Source organism: Nitrospira marina, assembly GCF_059568365.1.
Genome location: NZ_JCANTH010000001.1, coordinates 3,479,705 through 3,502,106, shown reverse-complemented (window position 1 = coordinate 3,502,106; position 22,402 = coordinate 3,479,705). Strand labels below are relative to the sequence as shown.

Sequence of the window (22,402 nt, the reverse complement as noted above, 5' to 3'; positions counted from 1 at the left end):
CGAAAAAATGAGCATTGATTCCCGATGGAAGATGTTGGGATTGATACCCTGTTTCCCCTTAGTGCGGCTGATTCCCAGGGTTTTTCCTTTCTCCTTTTTGAATGAGGGCTTTTTTCTGAAGAAGACGAAGTAGCGAGGTGGGGTAGAAGTGCGATGTGGCTTATGAACGATAATAGGACACTTTACAATTGTTGACGGTACGGCTTTGATCTTTCTCCCTCTCCCAACGGTATTTTGCATTCTGTAGGGGGGGACCTCTCCTTATAAATGGGGGGGGATGAATTCATAAAAATGAGGATGAAAATGTGGTGAAAATTGGATTAATTCAATTGGCTTGCTCCACCAATCCTGCTGAAAATCTGGAGCGTGCGGTGGACAAGGTTGAGGTCGCCGTGCGAAACGGGGCGCAGGTTATCTGCCTGCCTGAGTTGTTTCGCTCTCAATATTTTTGTCAGCAGGAAGATGTGGCTCTGTTTGATTTGGCAGAATCCGTTCCTGGACCTTCCACAGAGGCCTTTGGCAAAATTGCCAAATCCCATCGTGTGACGATTTTGGTGTCGTTGTTTGAGCGGAGGACGGCAGGGGTCTACCACAATTCCATTGTCGTCTTGGATGAACAGGGGGAGATGGCCGGATTGTATCGCAAGATGCACATTCCGGATGATCCGGCCTATTACGAGAAGTTTTATTTCACACCAGGAGATCGGGGTTTTCAGGCGATCAACACGACGCACGCCATGGTTGGGCCGTTGATCTGTTGGGATCAGTGGTATCCGGAAGCGGCCAGGATGACGGCCCTACAGGGAGCGGAAATTTTATTTTACCCCACGGCCATTGGTTGGCATCCAAAAGAAAAAGCCGGGGAAGGACAAGCTCAACGAGATGCCTGGATGACGATCCAACGCAGTCATGCCATTGCGAACGGCGTGTTTGTGGTGGCCGTGAATCGTGTCGGCCATGAGGCTCCGGTCGGGGGTGATGGGTTGGAGTTTTGGGGCAGTTCGTTTGTCTGTGATCCTTTTGGGGTGGTGCTTGCGCAGGCGCCTGTTGAGAAAGAAGAAACGCTGGTGGTGGATATTGATCTCAAACGCATTGAAGAAGTCCGCCGCAACTGGCCTTTTTTTCGCGATCGCCGCATTGATGCGTATGGGGGGATCACGAAGCGATTTATGGATGAGTCTCATTAACCCGGCCTCTGTACAAATTTGCGGTGCTGACCCTTACCCTAGGCCTTTTCTTTGAGGCCGAGCTCTTTTAGGCAGAGGGAAGCGCTGTACCTTCCAAATGGGTAGCATGTTTTCCAATTTTGCAATTTTCCTTATCCCTTTGGGGAAAAGATCAGGGTGAAGGAAGAGATGAAGCGGATTGCACCGAGATGGCGATCCATTGCGGCCAGGCTGCGTGGGAATCAATCGGATGCTGAACAACGCCTCTGGGGCCGGATTCGAGATGGTCAGATTAAGGAATGGAAGTTCAGGCGGCAACATCCAATCGGTGGGAGTATTGTTGATTTCTGTTGTTTGGAAGGAATGCTGATTATTGAGCTGGAAGGGGAACCACATCCAGAACAGAAAAAAGCTGATGAGGCGTGCATCAATTATTTGACGACGTTGGGTTTTCGGGTCCTTCGATTTTGCGATGATGATGTTCTAACGAAGACGGATGAAGTGGTGGAGGAGATTGTGAGAGTCATGGAAAATTCTAAGAACCTTCATTTTCCCCCTAGCCCTGTCATTTTTTCAGAGCCGAGCCCTGGCAGGGAGATGGAATTAGAGGATTACCAGACTTGCACTTTCTCTAATCAAGAGAAAGTCTCTCATACGGCGAGGGTACCTGAATTAGGGTTTCGGATGCCGGCAGAGTGGGAGCGACATGAGGCGACCTGGCTAGGATGGCCCCATAATACGAAGGATTGGCCTGGGAAAATGGGAGCGATCTCCTGGGTGTATGGGGAAATGGTCCGGAGGCTGTCTTTAGGGGAAACTGTTCGGATTCTCGTGAATGACAAAGACCATGAATTGAAAGCCAGGCGGGTGTTGGACAAAGTTGGGATCGATAGGGCCCGTATTCAATTTTTTCGTGTTCCGACCAATCGGGGGTGGGCGCGTGACTTTGGCCCCATTTTCGTGAAACGGGATCAGTCTGATCCTCAGGTGGCCATTGCCCGTTTTCGTTTTACAGCCTGGGCCAAGTATCCGGATTGGCAATTGGATGATCGTATTCCGGTTCGATTAGGCCGGAAACTCCAGGTTCCCGTGGTCCCTGTTGAACGAAATGGTGGAGGGGTGGTTCTGGAGGGTGGCGCCATCGATGTGAATGGCCAAGGAACGTTGTTGACCACGGAAGAATGTGTGTTGGATGAGCAGGTCCAGGTACGGAATCCCGGGTTCTCCCGACAGGATTATGAGGAAGTGTTTGGCACACATTTAGGCATTTCCCATGTTCTCTGGTTAGGGCAAGGCATTGCCGGTGACGATACGCATGGGCATGTTGATGATGTATGCCGGTTTGTAGATCCCTATACGGTGGTGCTGTGTCAGGAGTCCAATCCAGCCGATGAAAACTATCGTCCCTTGGCTGAAAATGCCGAGCGATTAGAGGGTATGCGGGTAGAAGACGGGAGAAAGTTACTGGTGGTTCCCTTGCCGATGCCTGAGCCGCTCTATTTTGAGGGACGACGGCTACCCGCCAGTTATGCCAATTTTTATATCGGGAACGCTGTCGTGTTGGTGCCGACCTTTAATGATCCCCACGATCGGGTGGCAGTAGGGATTATGTCTGACCTGTTTCCTGATCGAACTGTGGTAGGTATTCATGCCGTGGATCTGGTCTGGGGATTTGGGACCATTCATTGCTTGACGCAACAACAGCCAGCCTCTGATTAATTATCGATCCTCATGGAGCGTTCATGAATACCTCTGCCCCTGCGGCCGATCCTCTGATTCTTCCTTCGCCTGTTCGAATCGGATGGATTGGTGCCGGAGTGATGGGCGCGCCAATGTGCGAACATCTCCTTCGTGCGGGGTATGCGTTGACGGTATTTACCCGCACCCCTTCTAAAGCTCAGGTGTTGTTGGATCAAGGCGCCCGGTGGGCAGAATCTCCGGTCGCCGTAGCTGCGGGAGCCGATGTGGTTTGTACAATGGTGGGTTTTCCTCAGGATGTTCGTCAGATTTATCTTCAACCAGATGGACTGCTGCCGCAGACTCGCCCTGGTCAGGTTTTCGTGGATTTCACCACTTCTGAGCCGACGCTGGCTCGTGAATTAGCCAGGGTGGCCGCTTCAAAATCCGCATCGGCTCTGGATGCGCCGGTTTCTGGCGGTGACGTTGGGGCCAGAGATGGCACGTTGTCCATTATGGTGGGTGGAGATTCAATGACATTTGAAGCGGTCAGGCCGATCTTGTCCGTGTTTGGAAGAACCGTAGTGTATCAAGGTCAAGCAGGATGCGGGCAGCATGCCAAACTTTGTAATCAAATCACGATTGCGGGCACGATGATCGGTGTGTGTGAAGCGTTATTGTATGCCCACAAAGCCGGGTTGGATGGTGAAACTCTGTTGCGTTCCATATCCAGTGGGGCTGCGGGATGCTGGACACTTGACCATCTGGCACCTCGGATGTTGAAACGGGATTTTGAAGCCGGATTTTTTGTGGAGCATTTTATTAAGGATATGGGTATTGCGTTAGATGAAGCCAAACGAATGGGCTTACTTCTGACAGGGCTTTCACTGGTTCGAAAGCTCTATGTTGCGATTCAAGCGAATGGTCACGGGCGTTCCGGGACGCATGCGTTGTTGTTGGCGCTGGAAGATTTATCTCCGACTTTTTTACCTGCAGATTCCTCTCCTCACACTTTGTCAAAGTAGTGCAAATCTCGAGCCGCATTTCCTCAATGGTTTACTATGGATATGGGTCATGCTCCCGCTCTGCTGGACTAATGCTCGGTCGTGCTGATCATACGCATTAGCTTTTTTCGGCCAACGTTCCTAGAAATAAAATTGCAAACCCAAGTCTTTTCTTTTGTGTTTTATCTTCGTTATCTCTTTCTCTTGAACCTGCCTCACTGGGGTTGATGAATTTTGTTGGTTGGGAAGTAGGATTGTTTTCTAAAGAGTGGGTTTTGGAGGTCATGTTGGTGGGGTGAGTCCTTTGGGTGTTGAGGGGGTGAATGGGAGAAGCCAGGGGCAGCTCCCGGGCTTGTGCTTCATTCAGGACGAACGCGACTGAAAGGGCCAGGCCTGTGAGGCCTAAGAGACGCCATGTTTTTGTGGTCGGTTGCTGGCGGATCTGCTCCATTTTTGATCACTCCGTTCCGCCACTGATGCGGTGAGACATCTTTGGGTCATGCTTGGGCCTGTATCGACATTATTGTTTGAAACTTGCGGGAGGGCTCAGTGGTATTTCTTTCTTGACATTGTCGTGGATTGCGGGTGATTACAGCGGAAACGTGTTCTTCCCGGTTGGACCGGGGGAGTCGTTGCTGTCTGACCGACAGGCAGGGATGGCTACAACGTCATCCAATTATCCAGAGCAGAATCAAGGTCAATGCCGACTTGTTCGGGAGCAAGGACCCGCACAATTTCTGGCCGTGATTCATGAGAGGAGAGTACAGAGAAGTTGAACGGGATCGGTTCAGGCAACGGTTGATGAATTGCGTCCTGGATAATGAGGATCGTGGGTTGAAGCAGATTATCTCTGGAGTTTGCTGTGACAATTCCCCGTTCACCGGTACTCAATTCCACCAGGGCATAGGTGGGATAGATTCCAATGAGATTAATGAATGTCGCCACTAATACGCCATCTAATAGCCCTTTCTTGCCTTGTTGATACAACGATTGGAGAGCGATTCTGACCGGGAGGGGCTTCCCTGTGTGATGACCGGTTAACAATTCATCATACTCGTCGACAATACGAAGGATTCGGCTGGATGTTTGAATTTTGACTGGATCACTATTCGCAGGATATCCCGTGCCATCCAAGGCAATATGATGTTCACGGATTAACGTATCAACCTCGTCCGAAAGACTCGCCTGCTGGGACAGCATTTCAACCCCCCTATGGGGATGTTTATGGTACATGACTAATTCTGCGTCAGATAACTGGTTGAGCGGTCGGTGAAGGACTTGCGGAATGTTTAAGAGCCCTGCGTCATGGAGAAGGCCCGCGCTTGCCAGGTGTTGTAACGCTATATTGTTCAACCCCACAGCTCGTCCCAATAAAACGGCTAATGTACTGACCGCGAGTGCGTGATCGAATAAGGCTGGAGAAAAGTCCCTGGTCCGAATCATTGCGATACAGGCTTCTTCATGTCGGAGGGATTCAGCCATGACGGATTCAGTGATCTGATGAACCTGTTCCATGGCAAGCCGTCCGGTTTTCTGCAGGGTGTGGAGGATATCCTGAATGCCTTCAAGCATATACATCCGCACCATCTTCATCGTGGTGAGTTCACCGGATAAGGATTTTCCCTTAACAGAGGGTGAAAGCTGGTCAAGCCGTGTGACTTCGGGCGGACGGGAGGAAGCAGGTATTAGTGAATTCGTGGTGGATGAGACATCATCATGGGTCTGCGGTGGTTCAGAATCTGGTACTTCATCAAGCCCACGATCAGTATCAATGGTGATTTCTTGAATTCCAGCCTGTTCTAATTTGGCAATATCGCTCAAAGATTTGATGAGAAACCGGTGCACGAGGAATGGAGTCTTTAACCATGAACGGTCGATTCCACAGAGGTACATTCCCACTTGGGCGGAAGTTGTCGGTATTCGTTTGATGGCCATATGTACACCGATGAAGAGTTCTTAGGGAGGAATTTTCATTTCTTCATTGTGGGGAATGCCTGGGTTCCTCATCGGCGTTCTTTCGGCCGATCTTAACCTCATCCTCAGTAGTGAACACGTGGAGAATGAAAGGCTTGCCGACTCGAAGGATGTGTTGTGATGAGGGAAGATGTCTCTGTTGTGCAATGACAGAAAATTCTGTGAATTGATACGGCCCAGGGACTATCAGAGCCAGCAAAATTTAGTGCCCGACCTCATGAAATTTAAGTGTTCTCCTTGCCAGGCCGAAAAGGAGAAGACAGCTTTCATGGGGGATGGCGATGGGTGGATGTCGAGCATTAATTCACGGGGGTATTTCAGATTCCTTATCTGCCAGGCGTGGGACTCAACGGGATGTCCTTGCGACATCTTGGTCTTTCCTCATAGGTGTCCTCCTCTCGGTGTTCCTGTCATGGGGGCTTCCTTCCTCCGGCCATGCCGCTTCAGAATCGAGTCCACCGATCAAATATGTTCGAACGGTGATTCCCATTCTTGGGACCACGATGAATGCACAATCCGAACAGGTTGGCATAGTTGCGGAAATTCAATTGGAATTTCTTCAGCGACGGGATCATAAGGGTTTGGATCTTCAATTTCTTTCCAGGCCAGGGAAGTTTTCACCGTATGCACAGCAATCGGTCAAAGACGCTTTAGTTCTGGTGGTTGAAGCAGCCGGGCTGAACCCTGATTCATGGACGGTCAAGTTTATTTTGCCCTATCCGGGAGTCACGTTGTACGGGGAAAGTTTATCGGCCATGGCGGCCCTGAATGTCGTTGCCCTTGCTAAAAATGAGCCGGTGGATGAGGAAACGGTTTTGACGGGTACCGTCACGGCGGATGGACATGTGGGAACTGTGGGAGGAGTCCCGTTAAAGATTTTGGCCGCGTATGAACAACGATATCGACGAGTACTTATTCCGGAGGAACCGGACGTGGCGGATGATGATTGGGAAACCCCGTTTCTGATGGAAGTGTCACCGGTGGGATCCATCAAACATGCCTATCTCGCCTTAACCCATCGGCCTCTTCGAAGCCATCTTAATGACCAGTCTCTTGCTGCCAGCCTAACCCACTAACTTCCCTCCTATTGAACATTCCGCCCCGTGGATGGTGATCCCGGTGAGGGAGGAGATTCCCCGTGTGGGTTGGGTGAAAGGGTTTTGTCTTCCGCTTGCTTGTTTGGTTGGAATATTTCTATGGTAGCAAATAGGGAAAGGAACAACTGTTGGCTTGAGGCTTTCTCTTAGCAGGTTTAGGTGTTGAAGAAAATATCTATGGGGTAATCTTCTATGGTCCGACCATGTTTTGCGGTTGATATTGATAATGTTTTAGGCCGGGCGGAGCCTGAAGTGCAGCGTTTATTTCAGGAATTGACGGGAAGATTATGGCCTGTGGGTCTGTATGGTAGTGCCGGTGGATTAGATGCTAGCCAATTAGCGCCTGAGCTCCTTGAAGAGATATTCTGCCGGTTCCACCAGGAGTCGATCCCACGGCTACCTTTGTTTCCTGGGGCAAAACAGGCCTTGACCCTCATCCATCGTCGCTATCGGGTTATCATCGTGACGGCCCGGCGTCCGTATTCACGACCTCAGACTCTTTGTTGGTTAGAAAGACATGGTCTTCCTTTTGATGCGTTGTACCACACTGAAGAAAAAACCGACATTCCCGAAACAATAACAGCCGCGATTGACGATCATCCTCACCATATTCAGGCCTATCGTGCCCTCGATAGACAAGTTTTTGTCATGGATCAACCCTGGAATCGTGCAATTCCTCATGCTGATGTTGTTCGGGTGAGTGGTTGGGATGCTCTAGTGCAGTGGTTGCATGTCCGACATCTTCCCAGTTGGCCCAAACATATCCCGGAGTCTCCTACTTGTCGGCAGTTGTTCTCAGTTCATCTCAAGGTTCCTTCCTTGACGGCGGCCGGTGTGGGAACGGAATTCACACAGCCGTAAGTGTACGAGCGTTGGGGGTGCAGGAAAGGTTTTAAAGGAACCCGCCGATAATGGGTAGAGGTTCTTTGCTGTTGAGAAGCGGTTTGATCCCGCACAGATTTTGATCTCCTGTTGAGCCAACTCCAGAAAACTAATGATGACTCTGCCTATTCACACGGTCCTGCTTGTTGACGATAACCCCGATGACTGTGAAATTGTCAAAGAGGCATGGGACGAGATCCCGATAGGACAGGAATTGCGGTGCGTGAATGATGGCACCGAATTGCTGGATTATTTGTATTGTCGTGGTCCATTTTCGAGGAGAGAATGCGCGCCACGCCCCAGTGTGATCCTCCTGGATTTGAATATGCCTCACATGACCGGCGGGGAAGTTCTCACTGAAATCAGGAAGGATCCATCTTTAGCATCCATACCCATTGTGGTGTTGACTACGTCAAAAGCTCCAAGAGATATCGGTCATACCGCCGGGATGGGAGTGAATGGATACATGCAAAAACCCGATTCTTATAGCGGGTATCTCCGGATGTTTACTAATTTGAAAACGCATTGGGCGGAAATTCTTGCCCAACCATTGGCTGGAAGTGGCGGGGATTCCTCTAACAATGTTGCCTGGTGTTAAAAGTCGGTGCTGTGAGGGATTTGCCATTCTTCCAGGCGAATTTTGGTGCCTGATCTTTCTTCTCTCTTCATTTCTTTTGACCGTTCCTGCTCTAGATTGGTTTTTCTCGTTCCTAATGAAGGCTCGGTATGCGGAATACAATTAGATTTCTTCATAATTGACCGATTTCTCCTCTTTTTCGTAACGTGCATTATTGGCTTCCAGTGGTCCTGCATTTCAATATTTCTCATCCTAACTAGGGATTGGGAATGTTCGCTCTGTCCGGATAAGCGGCTTCTGCTCCCCCCTAAAGTTCTCTTTTCAACAACCGACACTATCCTATATGGACTAACGAGTAGTGATAACGAGAGATCCACCTGTGCAATCATCCTTATCAGGGATCCTCTAATCATTACTTGCGTTTGAAAACCTTGGGGGCAATGGGAAACACAATGAAAACACATTCTATTTTGACGGGCGCAGTTATCATGATGGGAACAACATTGCTGACGACAAGTTTTGCCTATGAGGCCTCTGAATATTTGCTGTTGACCCGTCACCGGGATTCGAATGGTCAATTGCTGGCGGGACCAACCCACCACCAATCGCAACCTTCCGTGATTCAAAAAACGGTCGTTCCTGCCCAACCTCAGACGTTTGAGCGGCGAAGTACGGAGTGGGGGATGAATGCCCAAGAGGTAAAGCTGAATGAACCGGTGCAACCGGTTTGGGAACTCCAATCTCCGGTCTTGGAGCCCTATGAGCAGCGGGTAGGGTATCGTCGTCAAATCGAAGGAATTGACGCCTCGTTAACCTACACGTTTTACGAAGACCAACTTGCTCAGGCAAATTATTTATTTGAACCCAAACATGATGATGCGGTGGACTATGTGAACGATTTTCATACGGTCCAAAACTGGATAACCGAGTCCTATGGTATGCCGACCTCGGTTCAGGAAATCTGGTTAGATACATTGTACCAATATGATCAAAGTCTCTGGGGACAAGCCCTGCTTCGTGGCCATTTAAAAATGGTGGCGGAATGGCGGAACGATACTACGAATATTACGCTCCTGTTAGACGGAGGAGAGGATACGATAGGGTTAATGGCTGATTTCGACAGCGTGGCAGTCATCGCTCCCGCCTCAATGGAAGCCAAGGTGACTGAGGAAATTCCTCTTGTGGAAGAGACCACAATGGAAAAAATCTCTGTCAGCGAAGAGCATTCAATGGAAGCACCGTCAGGAGAAGAGATGCCAACTGAACTCATATCCCAGGAGAATGAACCGGACGCAAAGTTGTAAATTCACGGTCGAGTTTTCAGCGACGTTGAAATACTCGTGTATTGTGGGAGGAGGCCATGCCTCCTCCTTTTTTTTATTCTAAAATTTTCAGCTGTTGAATCGGGTTGCCGTGGCACAATGGAGTTCTTAAATTGATCCAACCTTTAGAAATTATGGGATGCTTGAATACCTGGGCCTCTCTGGAAAATCAGTGGCGAGAGATAGTCTGTGGTTGGGCGGAGGGGTTTACCAATATCCAAAAGGGTAATAGGGATAAAACCGGCCATACCCTCCCCAGTACGAAAACCCATAGGGATAGAACAAGGGTTGAGGATAAGGGCCATATCGGGCGTAGTCAGATGGATACGCTGGCCAAACTTTGAAATGTTTAATGATAAGAGTGGGATAGGTATATATGGTTTCATCGAGACTTTGTTGGACAGAGCCGGATAGTTCTCCAGCCAGGGTGATCCGGCTTCCAGGAGGGACTGTGGCGGGATCTAGAAATTGTTCCTGTTCGGCAATAAATCGTCCTTGGGATTGCGTCAGTTCGGTTGTAGGCTCTTGTTCATTGATGAGGGGTAATTGAAGGATCGTGAGTTGGGTTGAATCTTTTAATCGTTTTGCCGCCAGAACTTGCCCTCCAAGTATGATTAGTTTTCCTTTGAAGCTGTCAGGGTCCTCTTTGATGCGTGGGAACAGTAATTGGGGGTCGATTTGTTCGGCCAGATCTGGAGGAAGGGTGCTTTTGTAGGGGGTAGAGCATCCGGTGGCATAAAACACGGTAAGGAATAAAAGGAAAACCAGTTTAGGGGGAAAAAATACAGGTGAGAGACTAATGGTGCGCGAGTAAGTCATCCTGCTCCTTCGTCATCTTTTTTACAGCATATTCCTCCACCGTGAAGAGATGCAAATACAACAGATTCATCTGATGATTCTGTTGACCCGAGAGTCTTCTTTAGTAACGGGTCTGGCGCCCTTTCTCCAAGATGGGATCTCAGGCCGGATCACGTTTAGGTGACTATCCACTCCGGCCCATTTGCTCAATCTTGGCTCTGTCCTGCTTATTTATGAGGCCGTTCGTCAGGGATTTCTGAGACATTGCTATGAACCTGGGAGCTAGTCATGGGTATGCAATTGTTCCTAAAGGCAGGGGGAAATGATCAAAATCCCAGAGGATCGAAAAAGGCACTTATCTTGAGAAGATAATGAGGATACGGAAAGAATTAGATTTTTGGGTCAGTCAATCCGGAGGAAGCATGGATTCGGCTTTCCCTAAAAAACTGAATGATTTGTGTTTCTCATTTTCCGTCGTGAGTCGTGTTCAGCAGTCAAGGCTTCTTTTTGGGTGTGGAAAACGTGATTTCGGTCGCAACCCAGTCGCGGTTTTCAGGGACGCCCTTTTTTGAAACCTCGGCCACCAATCGGTCCCCAACCTGCGGCCGGGCATGCTCGACATGAATACCATTTTGTTGAAACGTAATTTGAGGATGAAAGGCGAGAGTGAGGGATTCCCCTTTTGGAGTTGTGACAACCACATGGTCATTTCCCAATTCAGTGACGGTTCCCATTACATGAGCGGCATCGCCATGGGCCCAGGCGGGGGTGGTCAGAAATAGGGAGCACAAAAGGGCTAAAATGCTCATGATGGTGACTCCTTGGACGATAAAATCAATGATGGTGCTCTTGGGGGAAGACATCTTCTCCTGATAGAAATTGATCAATGGCTTCTTGTTGCTCACGTTCTTCACGGGTAAGAGGATTATATTGTTTCATCTCCGTAATTTCTTCCGGAGTAATATTGGGGAAATGCCGAACGAGATGAACTAATTTCCAACTATCGAAATCTTCTTCCGGCAGACCTTTCCCCCAGGACGGCATTCCGGTAAATCGAATGCCGTAATGGATGACATAAAACAATTCTCCATCAGCCATGGCTTGAATAGCTGGGTCCCTGAGGTCAGGAACAGGAGGATAGAAATTCGGACCCATACGGGTTTTCCCGCTTCCATCATTGGCGTGGCAGGTGGCGCAGTGATCGGCAAAATGATGCCGGGCTTGTGCAAGATTTTCAGGAGAAAAAGGAACGGGGTTTGACATTTTGAGAAAGTGACTCGGAGTTGCCAAATGTCGGATAAACCTGGCAGCTTTCACTTCCCACTCAGGCGGCGTGCCTTTGGCGGAGAACGTCCCCGGTAATAACCAGAGCGCAGCCAAGGTTGACCCGACCAACAGGACAAGAATGATAATAAAAAAGATTTTGATTCGTCTCAACATAGTTGGTCAGCTACTTATAGTCTACCTGTTCGGGGATTTTCTTCACAAGTCAAATGAAGGTTCATCACCAGTGGATGTTTTTCCCTGGTTGGGGAAGGAAGTGAAATTGGGTAGTATGGGCAAATGGATTCAGTGATTCCGGTCCGAAACGATGTAATTTTATCTCCTCTCATGTGGCCGATGGCCTTTATTTGATGGCGATGACTTCTTCTCAGCTAGTCGCATCGTTGCAGGACCCGAAATGTTATTCACACCCTGTGAGTCAGGTCACGGTGGTGGAAACGCATATTTCGTGGGTGTTGCTAACCGGTCAGTATGTCTACAAAATAAAAAAGCCGGTGTTGTTTTCGTTTGTTGATTTTTCGACACTTGAAAAACGGAGATGGTTTTGTGAAGAAGAGGTTCGTCTCAACAGACGGTTAGCCCCACAGCTTTATCTGGGGGTGGTCTCCATCACCGGGTCCCCATCAAATCCTCGTATGGATGGCGACGGAAGCCCTTTTGAATGGGCCGTCAAAATGAAACAATTTCCTCCCGATCAGGAGTTTCACTATCTTCTAGAGACGGGCAACCTGGATGAATCTATGGTCGGTCAACTGGCCATAGATATTGGAACATTCCATGGCCGGATTGAAACTGCAGGAGAGTCCCTTTCCTATGGAGAGCCGGATAGGGTATGGGGACCCTTAGCAGAGTGCTTTGAGGACATTCCTCTGGCAGCCCTCCCTGCGCGGATTCAATTCTGTATGAAGGATATCGAGGAATGGGCAAACCAGGAATGGAAACGATTGAGGCCAAAACTCAGAGAACGCAAATCTTCAGGGCAGATTCGAGAATGTCATGGGGATCTTCATTTAGGCAATATCGCACTATTTGAGAGGCGGATCTGTGTGTTTGATTCCTTGGAATTTAAACCAGAGTTGCGATGGATTGATGTCATCAGTGAAGTCGCGTTTTTGGTCATGGATTTAGAGAGCAGGGACCGAGTCGATTTGGCCTATTGGTTTTTAAACTCTTATCTGGAATTGACTGGTGATTATAACGGGATGAGTGTGTTCCGGCTGTATGAGGTTTATCGGGCACTCGTTCGAGCTAAAGTGGCTGGCTTGCGTCTGGCTCAGGTCGAAGCAGGAGGCCCGGTACGGGAGGAAATTATTAAAGAAATAATCAGGTACGTGGAGTTGGCTCATCGATTGATGATGCCTGCTCCTCCAATGTTGATGCTGACGCATGGTGTATCCGGGACTGGGAAGACGACGGTCTCGACTGAAGTGGTGAAAGCTCTGGGTGCCATGCGCGTACGATCCGATGTGGAACGGAAACGGATCCATGCCGAACAACGTAAAATCGTCCCTGGTCAGGAAACATCAAAGAGGTTGTACGCGTCAGATATGACTCGTGTAACCTATGATCGGTTATGGAATCTTGCAAATACAATGTTGCATGCAGGCTATTCTGTCGTTGTGGATGCTACATTCCTTGAGAAGGCCCAAAGACAATCATTCATCCGACTCGCTCAGGAACGGCACGTACCTATTGTTATATTGGACGTCTGGGCGCCGGATGAAGTGTTGGCGGAGCGAATAGCAAGTCGGGCCAAGCAACAGACCGATGCCTCTGACGCAACGATTGAAGTCATGGAGCAGCAAAAGGCCAAAGAGGAGCCCTTAACCGAACTCGAACATGACACGACCATTCGCGTGGATTCGACCGATTTGCAGATGTTTAGAAGTACAATCAAGAGTCTTATTGAACAAGGAAGAAATAGTGCAAATTAAATCCAAAATTCTGAAGGGAACCCATTTCGATGATTTTGTCCTGGCGCGGTGTTCTCATGCTGTAGTCAATTTAGGGAGTGTTTGGCTGGCTTGTGCAGGGTTGCAAAACCTGCAATCTTTCAGACCTTCCTAAAGATTTGAACGGTAAGATTTCAATGTTTTAGGGATTCCCATTCCAGCGGTGGAAGGCATGAGAGGAAGGACGGAAAAGGGTGCGAAAGAATGTTCCTGAACAGACACCTGACGGCATAGATTAAAAAATTGCCCGGCTAAATAATGTCACACTATTTCCCAGGTTGCTTCCCCATCCAAATTGAGCAGCTAATGCCCCGACAGGGGTCATTGGGTCATGCTCATAATAGACTTTTACAACAGTAAATTGTTCTACGGTTGCACCGGTACCGGGAACATACACCAAATAGTCATAAAGGTTTTGGGGTAAATCACAATTTGGAAGCGCTGGAGGTGTAACCCCGGCTCCGTTAAAGCCCCCTTGCTCAACGACCGCACAGGATGGGTTATTGTTTGCGGCCGTCCCGGCGGTGATTTGGGCTAAATAGATATGATATTTGGATGGTTGATTTTTAAAGTCCAGTGCATTGTCGGTGGAGCCGAGAAGGTCCATCATGTTCTGATTGGTCGTCAAGTTTCGTGAGGCTAAGCTTGCGCCCTCTCTGGCTAGTTGTGTGAGAGCATTGCGTTCGTTGATGATGCTTCCATATTCGACGATGCCAAACGCGACGACGAGGAAAATCATGAGGGAAAAGGCAAGTTCAATGGAAGCGGTTCCCCGTTCATTCCGCCCTGTCTGTAACAATGATGCCATCATGCGCCGCCTCCTAATATGAAATTTTCATTGCGGTAGGTCCCTTCGGACGAAATGACAATGGTATCGCCTGGTCCAAATAATCCACCGATCAATTGTGTGAAAAATTGATGGGTGAAATTCACCCGGACTCGCATAAAGGCTCCGGCACCCCCGGCACTTGCTGTTCCAACAACGGCTGGATCATCAGGATCGGTCCAATCGGCATCGACGGGAAAAATGAAAATATCTGACGGGTCAATGTCCATGACTGCTGAGGCACTTTGTTGAATCGCTTGTTTAATTGAATTTTCCCGTGATAAGGCATTCCCATCGCCATCGACTGAAGTTGCGCCAACGGTTCCAATACGAATGCCCTCTCGCACTGCAGACGTGAGCGTGTTCTGATGTACAAAAAACCAACCCATTTCCGCTACGGCGAAGAGAGCGGTGAGAAACACCAGCATGGTCGCTCCCACTTCTACCGCCGAGATTCCCGTTTCGGTCTGGCATGGAGACAGCAATTTCCGAAAGGACCTGATCAAGCTGTTCATAGGGGAACCCTCCTGCATGTGGACCCACCATCCCTGTCACGTGTGTTGTGTTGGCAATCGTGTGGCATCGTGGTTCCCTAACTAATAAGGACGAGTTTGAGAATATTGGCAATTTGTTGAAAAATTCCTTCAAGTTCTGATGAATCAGGGGTGTAATAAACAAACTTTGGCCCACTGGAGAGAGCACTCAGGAAGTTTTGGTCTATATTCCCCAAGCCGATGGTATAGATTTCGATTCCGTTGTTTTTGATGGCCTGTGCGTTGTCTATGGCCATTTGACGAACCAGGTAGTTCACATAATCTCCCAGGGGGGTGGGATTGTTCATAGAACAGTGTTCAGAATCCATCCCGTAAGTTGGGCCGAAGCTATTCAATCCATATGTGCTATCCTGGAAAATGTCCCATTTGACCGAGTAATACCATACGCCACCAATTTTTTTCCGGGGACAAGATGTTCCTGTTTTTTTCCCATCCCCGGTAAAATTGATATAAAATGAACTATTGTAGGAAGCCTGAGGGTTAGGATATCCCATAAAACTATAAACACTGGCATAGCCTCCGTCCAAAGCCGCCACTCCATCATAGGTCACCCCTTCATGTTTAAACTGGCCTCGGAAGGCTGATGGATTTCCATCCGAGAAAAAAATGACAACTTGTTTGGTGCGTTCATTTGCGGGGACCCCGGATTGATCGGACCAAGGAAGGGTCAGGGCTTGGGCTAACGCATCTTCGGCATTGGTTCCCCCACCGGCACTCAATCCGTTAATGGATGACGTCATGGGAGAGACATACCCATGATCCATAGGGAATGGATTTTGGACCCCTGTGGCAAAGGTCAATAATGCAAATCTATTGTCAGCTTGTTGATCGGTGAAGTTTTCCACAAAGCTCTTGGCCCCATCTTTCAGATCGTTGATAGGGCTGCCTCCCATTGACCCCGACACGTCAAGAACTAAGGCAATTTCCGCGTTACGAAGTTTTGCGGATCCGTCTGCCGCGATAGCGGTCGTGTGGTGGCTTCCCTTAACGACTCTCGAGAGTGAATTGATGGAATTTGTGGCGCCTTGGACGGTCACTTTTCCATTTCCGTCGTCGGAAACCAGGAACGTTGGTGTGTCCGTCCCTAACAGTCCTGAAGGAAAGTTGGCTTGAGCCACTTGTTCGACAAACCCGTGTAGGTCCGTAATGTTGGGATTGTTCACATTCTTGGCTCCCGCAAAGGCAGCCCCATCGATCGCTTTACTCATTTCTCCCTGGATGGCATACCACCGTCCAACTTCAATCCCCAGGGCTGCAAACCCAAACAGAGCCACGACAGTGATGCCTGTAATCAGGATATAGGCACCGTGTTGGTTTCGTAACGGATTCTGTATCCTTTTGATTGAATTGCGTCCCATCTTCCATGTCTCCCTGGATAAAAGGATCAATAACCTCGCAAACCTCACACCAATTATTCATTTCTCAATTATTCAACGCGGAGGTTCTTTGGTAGGAAAATATCGACTGAATCTTGAAAAACTTGCCAAATGGAAATACTGTCCAAATGGCTAGTTTTTCACATTTTGTGTTTAGTTGTGCTTGGATGAAAGTACTTTTCGAATATTGCAAACAGGTCTTGTGGACAAAAACGTTGGTTTCCTGCCCCTTGTTCAAGGCCAATTGTGGTCATCGGGTTTCGGGAGGTGAATCAGGTGTATGGATGGAGGAGAGGAGTCAGCCTTGAATGAGCCTTGAAGATTTGTAAGTATTAACGAACGAAGACCGTGAGCCTAAGGAGGAAGAATTTGGGAAAACGAAGATAATGGAGTGGATAACAGGCTGTTTGGCAGGAGAGGTCTTAAAGAGGAATTCGAGGAATTTTTGAACGTAGAGGGATAATCTATTGCTTAAGTTGGTTAAGCAATTGTTGGATTCGGGTGTCCGTTCCGCCAAGATCAAGGTATTTCCTGTAGTGGATTTGTGCTTGAGAAAGATCCTTCCTGTGAAACTCGTAAAAGGCGCCAAGATTGAAATGGCCCTCCAGGGAATTCGGTTGCAAGGCGATTCCTGCTTGATATGCTTGTTCTGCCTCCACGAATTGATGATTTCCTGCGAACAGGACTCCAAGATTGAGAAAGGCCTCGGCATCCTGAGGCCTGAGTTCACTGACGCGTCGGAAATGCTCAATCGCTTTTGATAGATTTCCATGTTGTTGGTAAAGAAATCCAAGATTGTAGTGAGCTTCCGATAGTTCCGGATTGATTTGAACGACTTGTTGGTAAGCATTTAAGGCCAGTGAGGGTTGATTTTGCCGCTCTGCAATCCGGCCAAGCAATAACCATCCATCTGTCCTGTGTGGGTGGTGTTCTGTCAATTGGGTAAGGTGGAGCTGTGCTTGGTCGTAATCTTGAGCTTGCATAAACCGAGTAGCCAGATGATACAGCGCTTCTTCCTGGTAAGGTTGTTGAGTGAGAACTGCCTGGTATTCCTGGATAGCCTGATTCGTGAGTGCCTGCTTATCCAAGAGTTTAGCGAGTGTGAGCCGAGCCTCCCAAAAACGTGGATAGATAGCGAGTGCCTGCTGAACGGCTTTTTGAGCTTCCTCCATATGATCTTGCTTGATAAAGAGTAACGCCAAATCATACTGCGCTTGAGCTAGGTTCGGGTTCAGGCGGATGGCCTCCTGGAGGGAGGAAATCGCTTGTTCCGGCTGCTGGGTGAGTTGAAACTTCACCAAACCATACAAATGATGGGCATCGGGAAAACCCGGGAATTCCTGGATGGCCTGTTCGAGTAATGATTGGGCGGTCTTGAAATTCTGCTTTTCAATGGCTGCAAGGGCGTCACGATAAAAATTTCCGGCCTGGTGCCCGAACGCTGGTAAGGGACAGAGAAATATAAGGCATAGGAACATTCTCTGCCACTTTATACTTTGCGAGTTAGCGCGGGGTGGAATGCCATGACTCCGATGGCCCATGGAGATCCTCTTTCCGTCGAAGTGTTTTCAATCGGGCAGATTCAGAAAAACTAAGATTAAAAATTGTATCGCATTGCCTTCTGATTTGCCAGAATGTGAATCAGTGGGATAGAAAAGTAAGCCTCAAAGCCAGGGGGTATTGTCCTTCCGATAGATAGGTTCGATGGGGAGAGATTTCTTCTTTTGACGTGCGACCACCTTCTGTCACTCATGGAGATAAGCCCTGGCTTGCACCAGGAAGGAAGGGCTTATCTCCTGCATCAGTTGTCGGTTCCCTGCGGTCTTATCGGATAACCAATAATTGCCCGGAAAGGCCATTCTTGTCTGCTGGATTGCCATAGATTAATAAATTGTTTGCGGTAATATAGGTCAGATCGCTTGTCGGAATTCCAATATACTTAGTTTCTCCTGGTTTTAAAACCAGGGAGGTATTTAAGGATGTTGGTCCGGCCATTGCCGAATCAGCTGAAAGATGAAACGTATAATCTGTCGTCAGTGTATTGGTCACTTGAAATAATACCGGTCGTCCGGCTCGTCCTCCGGTTCCACCTGCAACAAGGCTAAGAATAGCCGTCGGGGGGTACCAGGCATTTTTCCCAGCAATCTGCATCGCGGTAAAGGCGAGATCTACATCAAGACGCTTAAAGGGTTGTCCCGTCACAGAGCCTGTTTCGAGATCACCGATTTCAACGCCACCCGATTGAAGCGCTAACACGGGTGATCCGGCACACAAGAGACCGAACAAAAGACACCCTGAAAAAATGACAGAGCCACGCATCATCAATCCTCCTTTGGTAACCAAATGGTGATAGAAAATCACGTCAGTCGACTCATGTGTCGGCCTGTATCTCATGCTTTCGTGTACTGGTTTCAAGTTCCGTGAAGACCGGGATGAAAAGCAGAGGTAGGCGATACCAGGCTTCATCCCGATTTTTCTCCACAGAAGGAAGAAGGTTTCAAGGGGGTCAGGGTTCCCTATCGCACCTTCCATCCAAAAGAGCAACGCACTATAGCCTTCGTCAGGATTTCCTTATGGGTCAGGTCATATCTGAAAAATATAAACAGCTGTCTGACCTGAGGAGAGTATAGAAATAGTCAGGAAAGTCGTCTACAGATCCTTGCTCATGTTTGCACCACATTGTCCAATGTGTTCAGGGAAATTTGTCGGGGATCCTAGAGAAATGTAAAACCCTGAAGAAATATCCAGCCTGACAATGTTAGGTAGGGGCAATCGTCAATGCGTCAGAGCGACGATAATGTGGCAAAAACAGGAGGTAGCAATGCTCATGTTGGTAAGGGCATTAGTCTTCTCGGCGAAGCGGTGGACCAGGGAAACAGGGGCACGGCGAGGTCGCGGGCGAGCATAGTCAGGAAGCTTTGAAGTATCTTCAATAGAGCCATTAAATCTCTTTCAATTTCAGATGTGAAAAAGGCGGGTCCTATCCAAGGACCCGCCTTTTTTGGGTCGAAAATCAAGATGAAGGGGGTGAGGTCGGCGATTCCTGGTTCCATCTGATCAAGTCTTCCCTACTTGTTGGCTGTAGGCCAATCGGGTTTCGATCTGCCAGGGGAGGGAGCACTCCGGCCTCCCTCACCCATGACCTGCCATCTGAAAAAATAACCATTGAATAACTAGAATACTCCGATTGTCACACCTCCGTAGAAGGAGCGGCCATATCCGGCAAAAAACAGTTGCTTGTCGGCATCGGGTGTCGCGTCCGATACGACTTGACCGGACGCCGCGTAGGTTTTGTCCGCAATGTTGTTCACTTCGAAAAAGAACTTGGCGAAGCGAATCCAATCATTGTTGAAAGTAAAGGTCTTGTGAAGATTGACGTTTAGAATCCAGTAGGAAGGAATTCCCACGGTATTGCCATTGTTCAGGAAATAACTATTGTAATAATTAGACTCGACCCAGGCTCCCCAATCGTTTTTCGCATCATCATACATGACCTTCATGTTGAGGACATCCGAAGGGACGTTGGGGACGTCATTGCCGTCCTGTTTGACGTCGGTGACCACGCCATTCACCAGATACCGGTCCGTGAAGTTGATGTACTTGGCATCAATGTGGGTGTACGCAGCGTGAAATTGCCAACCGGGTATCGGTCTCCAATCTGCGGAGACCTCGACACCCCGATACTCCGAAGAGTCGGCATTGACGGAGGCCGTGTTCGTACCTGAAATGTTTTGCGAAATAATTTCATCGCGAAAGAAAATCCAGAATCCCACAAGTTGCATATTGAAGGTATTGTGTAGCTGGGCTTCGTGACCTAATTCCACGTTCACATTTTTTTGGGGCTTCAAGTCAAAATTGGAGCCCGGAAGACCCGTGAGAGGATTGCGGGTTAAATTGCTGAATTGCGGGATGCCATATCCGGTGGACCCCCTGATCCAATGCCGATAGCCTGCTCTGGGTTTCCACGTCAGGGACATTTCAGGAGCCCAATTGTAGTAGGTCTTGGTGGTGGAGGGACGGCTGGAGACCACCCCATTGGTATAGTTTATGGTCTGGATGCTCACGATGGACTGTTCAAATCCCAGACCCGCGGCGACGGTCCAATTCGGTAAGAATGTGAGCTCTTCTCGGAATCGTCCCCCGATATTTCGAATGGTTCCGCGGTTATTCTGGATCAACGTGCCACGCGTGCCTTGGCCGTCATCCAAATTTTGGAAGGTCTGCCCCTCCTGTTCCATATTGTTGATGAAGAACCCGAGATAGCTGTTCAGCGGCATGCCTGAGATGTGGCCGGTATGGCGCAAATCGGTATAATGTTTCCAATTGGTATTCACATTATCAAAGATTTGATTGAAATACTGGTTAATATCCTTGACGTCATAATCCCCTTCTGCCGTCAAGATGAGGTTGGGTGTCAACTGCCGTTCATACATTAATCCGATAATGGTGCGGCGGTCGAGCCGAGATTGATCCCTTGCTTTCGTTCCAGTTCCGGCCTGTCGATCGTTTGCGTTAAATTGGCTCTTGGTAAGCCGGGTAGGCACCTTCGTATCCAACCAGTTTGTGATGGCTTTGACGTACAGGCTCTGTTTTTCGTCAATGGTGAAGCGGAAATTCAAATTTAACGTTTGGGTGTTATATCCACTATGATCAATAAATCCGTTTTCAGCGGCGTTACTGGCAAATAACGATACATCAAGATTTTTCCAGTGTTGGCCGAACGCGCCCGCCTGTTTGTTATATCCGTATGATCCTCCGGCAAAAAACCCCTCGACTCCATTGATGTCACTGCCCCGTCGAGTTTTAAAATGCACCATTCCGCCTAAAGCATAATTGTCATACAGTGAGGAAGCCGCTCCACGGATCACTTCGGTCGATCTCATAAACCACGGGTCCTGGATATCGAGTCGTGACAATCCGTCCGACTGTGTTTGCTGAAAGCCATCTTCATAGACTTTGATATCCCGGATGGCGAAGGCTGTTTTAATTCCGGATCCTCGAATGGAAATACTGAAGTCCCTGGGTCCATTAGCCTGGCGGAGTACCACGCCGGGAAGAGATTCCATGGATTCTTTCATCGTTCGGGTCGGTTGGGATTCGGTTTCCGATTGAGGGGTGGAGGATAGTGTCAAGCCTTCAGGACGTTTTAAAATCCGGGTGCTGACAATACTCATCTCTTCTAGTGTCACCACTTCCTCCTCCTGGAGGGTCGCCTGTTTCTGGCGTTGTTCATCGGTTTGTTGGGAGGCAGGTATTTCGTGTACTTCTCTAAGTTGTCTCCTGATTTCTTCGAGCCTGCTGTTGACGTGATCTAGTTCTCCCTCCAACTCCTGTTGTTCCTGCAGAAGGGATTCTTGGGTCACCGCAGAGAGGTCGCCTGATGCAGCGAACGTGGTAGAAGAGACGCTAAGAATTTGAGGAAGGCTCAAGATTATTACGAAGGAATGCCAAAACCACTTCCGCGAACAGACAGGAAGAAACTGTTTCACGAGATAATCTCCTTACAAAAAAAGATAAATAGAACACGCATGAGCCAACCGGCTATGCATGTGGCCAGCAACTAAGAATCAGGCTCACTGAAGGAATTTTCGTGTGAGACCCAGGTTAGGATTTATGAGTATGGGGAAGGAGGCGTGAATCTCCCGCAACTCACAACGGAGCCTTAAGAATCTTTAAGAGAAAAAGGACAAGAGGATGTGTGGGGGAGCTCTGGCAGATTTACTCAAAAGAAAAGGGAGTGAACCGGACAGGGAATGGAGAGAAAGCACGGCGCCCAATTCCTGGAATGGCGACTGCCACGATGGAGAGGTAGTTAGAGAAGTTGACGAAAGCTTTCCGATGTGACAAGCCCAGTTGCAGAAAACCCCATGCAGAGGTTTCGTATTGCTGTGATGGGATTCCCGAGGGTCATGA

The 22,402-nt window shown here is 48.7% G+C and carries 19 protein-coding genes; 8 read left to right on the top strand and 11 right to left on the bottom strand.

The window, feature by feature from the left end; genetic code table 11:
- The first annotated feature begins 308 nt into the window (after positions 1-308).
- From LX98_RS14950 to LX98_RS14940, 3 genes are all read left to right on the top strand, one after another.
- A complete protein-coding gene (locus LX98_RS14950; protein ID WP_496429662.1) occupies positions 309-1,187 on the top strand; it encodes a nitrilase-related carbon-nitrogen hydrolase in 879 nt (292 codons plus the stop codon).
- Between the two features lie 168 nt (positions 1,188-1,355).
- Positions 1,356-2,885, top strand: coding sequence for an agmatine deiminase family protein (locus tag LX98_RS14945; protein WP_496429661.1), 1,530 nt, complete (start codon positions 1,356-1,358; stop codon positions 2,883-2,885).
- Positions 2,886-2,908: 23 nt separating this feature from the next.
- On the top strand, positions 2,909-3,868 hold the full coding sequence (locus LX98_RS14940; protein ID WP_496429660.1) for an NAD(P)-binding domain-containing protein: 960 nt from the start codon (positions 2,909-2,911) through the stop codon (positions 3,866-3,868).
- Between the two features lie 97 nt (positions 3,869-3,965).
- Here the strand turns inward: LX98_RS14940 and LX98_RS14935 are convergent, their stop codons facing one another.
- Positions 3,966-4,133, bottom strand: a complete 168-nt coding sequence (locus tag LX98_RS14935) for a hypothetical protein (protein WP_496429659.1) — start codon at positions 4,131-4,133, stop codon at positions 3,966-3,968.
- A gap of 374 nt (positions 4,134-4,507) precedes the next feature.
- On the bottom strand, positions 4,508-5,782 hold the full coding sequence (locus LX98_RS14930; protein ID WP_496429658.1) for an HD domain-containing phosphohydrolase: 1,275 nt from the start codon (positions 5,780-5,782) through the stop codon (positions 4,508-4,510).
- Between the two features lie 320 nt (positions 5,783-6,102).
- Here LX98_RS14930 and LX98_RS14925 point away from each other — a divergent pair, with 320 nt between their 5' ends.
- From LX98_RS14925 to LX98_RS14910, 4 genes are all read left to right on the top strand, one after another.
- On the top strand, positions 6,103-6,897 hold the full coding sequence (locus LX98_RS14925) for a S16 family serine protease (protein ID WP_496429657.1): 795 nt from the start codon (positions 6,103-6,105) through the stop codon (positions 6,895-6,897).
- Between the two features lie 213 nt (positions 6,898-7,110).
- Positions 7,111-7,779: a hypothetical protein gene (locus tag LX98_RS14920; RefSeq protein WP_496429656.1), complete on the top strand. Its 669-nt coding sequence runs from the start codon at positions 7,111-7,113 to the stop codon at positions 7,777-7,779.
- 133 nt (positions 7,780-7,912) lie between these two features.
- Positions 7,913-8,398, top strand: coding sequence for a response regulator (locus LX98_RS14915; protein WP_496429655.1), 486 nt, complete (start codon positions 7,913-7,915; stop codon positions 8,396-8,398).
- A gap of 431 nt (positions 8,399-8,829) precedes the next feature.
- The gene (locus tag LX98_RS14910) at positions 8,830-9,681 is read left to right on the top strand and encodes a hypothetical protein (protein WP_496429654.1); all 852 of its coding nucleotides are present in this window, start codon (positions 8,830-8,832) and stop codon (positions 9,679-9,681) included.
- Between the two features lie 225 nt (positions 9,682-9,906).
- Here the strand turns inward: LX98_RS14910 and LX98_RS14905 are convergent, their stop codons facing one another.
- From LX98_RS14905 to LX98_RS14895, 3 genes are all read right to left on the bottom strand, one after another.
- Positions 9,907-10,518 (bottom strand): Slp family lipoprotein, encoded by a 612-nt coding sequence (locus LX98_RS14905; RefSeq protein ID WP_496429653.1) that lies wholly within the window; start codon positions 10,516-10,518, stop codon positions 9,907-9,909.
- Positions 10,519-10,991: 473 nt separating this feature from the next.
- Positions 10,992-11,306: a hypothetical protein gene (locus tag LX98_RS14900; RefSeq protein WP_496429652.1), complete on the bottom strand. Its 315-nt coding sequence runs from the start codon at positions 11,304-11,306 to the stop codon at positions 10,992-10,994.
- A 25-nt stretch (positions 11,307-11,331) separates the two neighbouring features.
- Positions 11,332-11,937, bottom strand: coding sequence for a c-type cytochrome (locus tag LX98_RS14895; protein WP_496429651.1), 606 nt, complete (start codon positions 11,935-11,937; stop codon positions 11,332-11,334).
- A 200-nt stretch (positions 11,938-12,137) separates the two neighbouring features.
- On the opposite strand from LX98_RS14895, the gene LX98_RS14890 reads away from it, so the two are divergent.
- Positions 12,138-13,715, top strand: coding sequence for an AAA family ATPase (locus LX98_RS14890; protein WP_496429650.1), 1,578 nt, complete (start codon positions 12,138-12,140; stop codon positions 13,713-13,715).
- Between the two features lie 253 nt (positions 13,716-13,968).
- Here LX98_RS14890 and LX98_RS14885 read toward each other — a convergent pair whose 3' ends face one another.
- From LX98_RS14885 to LX98_RS14860, 6 genes are all read right to left on the bottom strand, one after another.
- Positions 13,969-14,544, bottom strand: a complete 576-nt coding sequence (locus LX98_RS14885) for a TadE/TadG family type IV pilus assembly protein (RefSeq protein ID WP_496429649.1) — start codon at positions 14,542-14,544, stop codon at positions 13,969-13,971.
- Positions 14,541-15,074: a TadE/TadG family type IV pilus assembly protein gene (locus LX98_RS14880; protein WP_496429648.1), complete on the bottom strand. Its 534-nt coding sequence runs from the start codon at positions 15,072-15,074 to the stop codon at positions 14,541-14,543. The genes LX98_RS14885 and LX98_RS14880 overlap by 4 nt, the downstream gene beginning before the upstream one ends.
- 77 nt (positions 15,075-15,151) lie before the next feature.
- Positions 15,152-16,471, bottom strand: a complete 1,320-nt coding sequence (locus LX98_RS14875) for a VWA domain-containing protein (RefSeq protein ID WP_496429647.1) — start codon at positions 16,469-16,471, stop codon at positions 15,152-15,154.
- 482 nt (positions 16,472-16,953) lie between these two features.
- Positions 16,954-17,967 carry a tetratricopeptide repeat protein gene (locus LX98_RS14870; protein WP_496429646.1) on the bottom strand — a complete coding sequence of 338 codons (1,014 nt, stop codon included), beginning with the start codon at positions 17,965-17,967 and terminating at the stop codon, positions 16,954-16,956.
- A gap of 346 nt (positions 17,968-18,313) precedes the next feature.
- Positions 18,314-18,811, bottom strand: coding sequence for a hypothetical protein (locus LX98_RS14865; protein WP_496429645.1), 498 nt, complete (start codon positions 18,809-18,811; stop codon positions 18,314-18,316).
- A gap of 851 nt (positions 18,812-19,662) precedes the next feature.
- Positions 19,663-21,978, bottom strand: coding sequence for a TonB-dependent receptor domain-containing protein (locus LX98_RS14860; protein WP_496429644.1), 2,316 nt, complete (start codon positions 21,976-21,978; stop codon positions 19,663-19,665).
- Positions 21,979-22,402: the final 424 nt, after the last annotated feature.

Bases quoted from the DNA above. Each gene is read 5' to 3' on its own strand.
- LX98_RS14945 (WP_496429661.1), top strand. From the start codon at position 1,356: ATGAAGCGGATTGCACCGAGATGGCGATCCATTGCGGCCAGGCTGCGT.
- LX98_RS14925 (WP_496429657.1), top strand. From the start codon at position 6,103: ATGGGTGGATGTCGAGCATTAATTCACGGGGGTATTTCAGATTCCTTA.
- LX98_RS14870 (WP_496429646.1), bottom strand. From the start codon at position 17,967: ATGTTCCTATGCCTTATATTTCTCTGTCCCTTACCAGCGTTCGGGCAC.
- LX98_RS14890 (WP_496429650.1), top strand. From the start codon at position 12,138: ATGACTTCTTCTCAGCTAGTCGCATCGTTGCAGGACCCGAAATGTTAT.
- LX98_RS14940 (WP_496429660.1), top strand. From the start codon at position 2,909: ATGAATACCTCTGCCCCTGCGGCCGATCCTCTGATTCTTCCTTCGCCT.
- LX98_RS14885 (WP_496429649.1), bottom strand. From the start codon at position 14,544: ATGATGGCATCATTGTTACAGACAGGGCGGAATGAACGGGGAACCGCT.
- LX98_RS14930 (WP_496429658.1), bottom strand. From the start codon at position 5,782: ATGGCCATCAAACGAATACCGACAACTTCCGCCCAAGTGGGAATGTAC.
- LX98_RS14875 (WP_496429647.1), bottom strand. From the start codon at position 16,471: ATGGGACGCAATTCAATCAAAAGGATACAGAATCCGTTACGAAACCAA.
- LX98_RS14895 (WP_496429651.1), bottom strand. From the start codon at position 11,937: ATGTTGAGACGAATCAAAATCTTTTTTATTATCATTCTTGTCCTGTTG.
- LX98_RS14920 (WP_496429656.1), top strand. From the start codon at position 7,111: ATGGTCCGACCATGTTTTGCGGTTGATATTGATAATGTTTTAGGCCGG.
- LX98_RS14880 (WP_496429648.1), bottom strand. From the start codon at position 15,074: ATGAACAGCTTGATCAGGTCCTTTCGGAAATTGCTGTCTCCATGCCAG.
- LX98_RS14915 (WP_496429655.1), top strand. From the start codon at position 7,913: ATGATGACTCTGCCTATTCACACGGTCCTGCTTGTTGACGATAACCCC.
- LX98_RS14900 (WP_496429652.1), bottom strand. From the start codon at position 11,306: ATGAGCATTTTAGCCCTTTTGTGCTCCCTATTTCTGACCACCCCCGCC.
- LX98_RS14935 (WP_496429659.1), bottom strand. From the start codon at position 4,133: ATGACCTCCAAAACCCACTCTTTAGAAAACAATCCTACTTCCCAACCA.
- LX98_RS14910 (WP_496429654.1), top strand. From the start codon at position 8,830: ATGAAAACACATTCTATTTTGACGGGCGCAGTTATCATGATGGGAACA.
- LX98_RS14865 (WP_496429645.1), bottom strand. From the start codon at position 18,811: ATGATGCGTGGCTCTGTCATTTTTTCAGGGTGTCTTTTGTTCGGTCTC.
- LX98_RS14905 (WP_496429653.1), bottom strand. From the start codon at position 10,518: ATGACTTACTCGCGCACCATTAGTCTCTCACCTGTATTTTTTCCCCCT.